Below are 4326 nucleotides of genomic sequence, written 5' to 3'. Positions count from 1 at the left end.
CATGCTGATCCCGCGGTGTCGCGGTAACGCCTCGCGCACCGCCGACCAGGTCAGCCGTCCGCCCTGCAGCGCCAGATCGGGCCAGCGCACGCCGGGGGTCGTCTCGGCGCCGACCAACAGATCGATGCCACCGGCCCACGGATCGACGTCGACCAGAAGCGAATCGCTCGCCGCCTGCGCCAGCGCGACCGCGAACAAGGAGGCGCCCGCCCCACCCCGCCCGCCGATCACCGACACCACCGTGCCGGCGGCGCCGTCGTCGCGGGCCGAATCACCGGCCTCCGCCAACTCGCGGACCAGATCGTGTTCTTGCGCAGGCAGTTTCAGCACATGTTGGGCACCCACATCGATGGCCGCGGCCCATGTCGTCGGCGCCGGGTCGGTGCCGGCCACCACGATCACGTGCGCGCGGCGCGGCAATCCGGTGACGGCACATCCCTGCGCCGCGGACTCGTCGAGGATGACCGCCAACGCTGCCGACCACGCTTTCCGGCTCACCGGTAATGCGCTGCCTGCGTGGACAACTCGCACGCCGGCGGCCGCTGCAATCCGATCCACATCGCCGCGCAATGCGGGCTCGGCAAGCGCGGCCAGAATGCCGCGCACGTCGCTGATGGCCATCGGCCCACCGTGCCGGTGCGGGGCGGCCGCCGCCAGTCGCGCGGCGGGATTTGTGGACGAAATTCGCTCTGTGCACACACCGACGACGGCGGTCAAGCTAAGAATTTTGCCCCAGAAAAGGGACGACCCCCGCCAGGGGGGGAGGAGGCGAGGGTCGTCGTGAATCAGCCCCGGGGGGTCGGGCTGATACACCCTCGGCTAAGCCGAGTGATTCTTACTATACACATGAGAGTGTCACGCCGCGCAAGGGTTGTTTTCGAAAGATGCACACAATCTCTAAGTAGCTGAATCAACCGGATTGTGGTCTACATAAGCCGCTAAACCATACCTGACCGGCGCTTTTATCGACAGCGTCGCGATTTGCGGTCGCACCGCCCTATGCTGGGCCTGTGACCGTATCCGACTCGGCCGCTGACCAGCAAACATCATCAATGCCCGCCAGCCCCAGTCCGCGCACAGCAGCTTTTTTCGATCTGGACAAGACCATCATCGCGAAATCCAGCACGCTGGCGTTCAGCAAACCCTTCTTCGCTCAGGGATTGATCAACCGCAGGGCCGTCCTGAAGTCCAGCTACGCCCAATTCCTGTTCCTGCTCTCCGGCGCCGACCACGACCAGATGGATCGGATGCGCATCCACCTGACCAACATGTGCACCGGCTGGGACGTGGAGCAGATCAAGACGATCGTCAACGAGACGCTGCACGACATCGTCACGCCGCTGGTGTTCGCCGAGGCCGCCGACCTGATCGCCAGCCACAAGCTGTGCGGCCGAGACGTCGTGGTGGTGTCGGCATCCGGCGAGGAGTTGGTCGCGCCTATCGCCCGTGCGCTGGGGGCCACCCACGCGATGGCGACACGGATGGTTGTCGAGGACGGCAAGTACACCGGCGAGATCGGGTTCTACTGCTTCGGCGAAGGCAAGGTGCAGGCGATTCGCGAGCTGGCCGCACGCGAGGGCTATCCGCTCGAGCATTGCTATGCCTACTCCGATTCGATCACCGACATGCCGATGCTCGAGGTGGTCGGGCATCCAAGCGTGGTCAATCCGGACCGCGCCCTGCGACGCGAGGCGTCGGCCCGCGACTGGCCGGTGCTCGAGTTCTCCCGGCCGGTATCGCTGCGCGACCGCATCTCGGCGCCGTCGGGTGCCGCGGTCGCGACCACCGCCGCGGTCGGCATCAGCGCACTGGCCGCCGGGGCGCTGACCTATTCGTTGCTGCGCCGGCTGTCGCTGTAGCCGGCGCCTCAGCAAACTATCCGCAGCACGGGTCGGCATCACTTCAGCTTTTTAACGACAATTGACTCTTGATGTGACCGGGGTCACGGAGTACAAAGGATCTACGGAAGCCCGGTACGGCCAAGATCGGCCCAGAAGAGAAGGGTCGGTCTCCCGGATCAGGGCAACCCAGCACGGTACCCGGCACCCACGCGGAGTCATAGCCGCGATAATGGCAGAAGTGTTGCGGGCCTGCGTAATTGCGAAGAGTGGACGGCGTCGACGGCCCTTTGGGTGGGGCTGCAACCGGAAGCATCGCAAGATCGCCGAGGCCACCCCACGCAGCCCACAGATGCACGCATGGTAACCGAGTCCCGTGCTAGCGGGCGGCGAGCCGAAAGCCTTCGGTGCGCCGCCCGCTTTATTCGTCTGAGCCGCCCGATGGAGGCCCTTCGGCAAGCGTCTCAGCAATCGACAAAGCCTCCTGCGCGCCGGTACGCATAGCCCGGCACGACAGCACCAGCCAGGCGGTCATGCCTTCGGGTGTTCCTTCCGCGAAGCCGCGCGCGGCGTCACGGTAGTCGGCGGCGCGACGCATCCACCCCACCTCCGGCACGCCCAGGCCGTGCGGGTCGAGACCGGTCGCGATGGTCACCAGTCGCGACACCGCGCGGGCGACCACGCCGTCCGCGGTGCCGAACGGAGCCAGGGTCAGCAACTCGCCGTGGGCGACCGCGGCGATCACCGGGGCCGGTACCTTGGTGGCGCCGGTCACGATCTCGGTGAGCAACTCCAACCGTGGGCCGACGTCGGCGTCGGCGCGCGGCCTGCCCAGCCGGCTCTCGTCGACCCGGTCGGCGGCGGCCAGCATGTGCAGCCGCGCCAGTGCCTGCAGCGGCGCGCGCTGCCACACCCCGACCAGGTTGGTCTCGCCGCCCTCCAGTGCCTGCGCGACGCGCAACGCGCCGGCGAAGACCGGGTCTTCCATGACAGAGACGTCCAGCTGATCGTCGAGTTTTCGGCCGCCGCCGTCCAGCACCGCCGATGCTCTGGCCGATCGCAGCGCTGCCTCGGCGGCGGTCACCGGCCACCGCCGCAGGTTGGCGCGGTGCCGATGGGCCCGGCCGAGCGCCTCACGAGCCTGGTCGCTGGCGGCGGCCACACCGGGCAGCTCCATCAGCGGAGCCAGCGGGTCAGAGGTCACGAGTTGTCACGATAGCCAGCCCCAGCGCCCGGGATTGCGGCCAGTAGTTGCCGGGTGTAGTCGTCGCGCGGCGTGGTGAACACGTCCTCGGTGGCCGCATGCTCGACCACCCGGCCCGCGCGCATCACCATGACCTCGTCGGCGATCTGCCGGATGACCGCGAGGTCGTGGCTGATGAACAAATACGTCAGGCCGAGAGCCGCCTGCAGATCGGCGAGCAATTCCAGGATCTGTGCTTGCACCACGACGTCGAGCGCGGAGACCGCCTCGTCACAGACCAGGACCTCCGGTCGTAGCGCCAGGGCACGCGCGATCGCGACCCGCTGACGTTGCCCTCCGGACAGTTCGCGCGGTCGCCGGTTCAGCAGCGACGTCGGAAGCGCGACCTGCTCGGCGAGCTCGCGGACGGCCTGCTGACGCTGACGACGGTCGCCGATCCGATGGATCCGCAATGGTTCGGAGATGATGTGCTCAACCGAGTACATCGGATCCAGGCTGCCGTAAGGGTTTTGGAACACCGGCTGCACTCTGCGGCGAAACGCCAGCGTCTGCCCGCGTGTCAGCGATGTGGTGTCGGAAACGTCAAGGCCGTCGAAAACCACTGTGCCCGCACTGGGTTGAAGTAGACCAAGCACCATCCGGGCCAGGGTCGATTTTCCAGAGCCTGATTCGCCCGCGATCGCCAGCGTGGTGCCTCGACGCAACCGGAACGACACGTCGTCGACGGCGCGTACCTCTGCCCTGCGCCACGGTGCTCCGCGGGACGGCCGGTAGACCTTCGTCAGCCCCGAGGCGACGATTACATCCGGCCCTTCCGCCGTGACAGGCCTTGCGACGCGTTTGTCATGTAGCGACGGCGCGGCCGCCACCAAACGCCGGGTGTAGGGATGCTGCGGATCACCCAGAATCTCCTGTGCCACTCCGGTTTCCACCACCGCTCCCTGGTACAGGACTATCAGGCGCTCAGCCCGTTCGGCGGCCAGCGCGAGATCATGGGTGATCAGCAGCACCGCGGTGCCCAGTTCATCCGCGAGTTGCTGCAAATGGTCGAGCACCTGACGCTGGACGGTGACGTCCAGCGCTGAGGTCGGTTCGTCGGCGATCAACAGCCGCGGTCTGCCGGCCAGCCCAATAGCGATCAGGGCGCGCTGACACATACCGCCGGACAATTGGTGCGGGTACTGCCGGGCCCGCAGCGCCGGATCGGACATGCCGGCGTCGGCAAGCAGTTGGACTGCTTGGCGATCGATATTGTTTGCGCGCAGCGCTTCTCGTACCTGAAAA

Annotated in this window: 4 protein-coding genes; 1 reads left to right on the top strand and 3 read right to left on the bottom strand. The window is 67.0% G+C overall.

The window, feature by feature from the left end; genetic code table 11:
• Positions 1–621 (bottom strand): septum site-determining protein Ssd (ssd, locus tag VN856_RS28810; RefSeq protein ID WP_325695719.1); only part of this gene is annotated, 621 nt, incomplete at its 3' end.
• A gap of 389 nt (positions 622–1010) precedes the next feature.
• On the opposite strand from ssd, the gene VN856_RS28805 reads away from it, so the two are divergent.
• Positions 1011–1859, top strand: coding sequence for an HAD-IB family hydrolase (locus tag VN856_RS28805; protein ID WP_325695716.1), 849 nt, complete (start codon positions 1011–1013; stop codon positions 1857–1859).
• 400 nt (positions 1860–2259) lie between these two features.
• Here the strand turns inward: VN856_RS28805 and VN856_RS28800 are convergent, their stop codons facing one another.
• Both VN856_RS28800 and VN856_RS28795 read right to left on the bottom strand, forming a co-directional pair.
• Complete coding sequence (locus VN856_RS28800; protein ID WP_325695714.1) at positions 2260–3042, bottom strand: oxidoreductase; 783 nt, start codon at positions 3040–3042, stop codon at positions 2260–2262.
• The coding region (locus tag VN856_RS28795) for an ABC transporter ATP-binding protein (RefSeq protein ID WP_325695711.1) at positions 3039–4326 on the bottom strand (1288 nt) is incomplete at its 5' end. The genes VN856_RS28795 and VN856_RS28800, both read right to left, overlap by 4 nt.

Source organism: Mycobacterium sp., assembly GCF_035603715.1.
Lineage (GTDB): Bacteria > Actinomycetota > Actinomycetes > Mycobacteriales > Mycobacteriaceae > Mycobacterium.
This window is presented reverse-complemented; position numbering and strand designations above follow the sequence as displayed.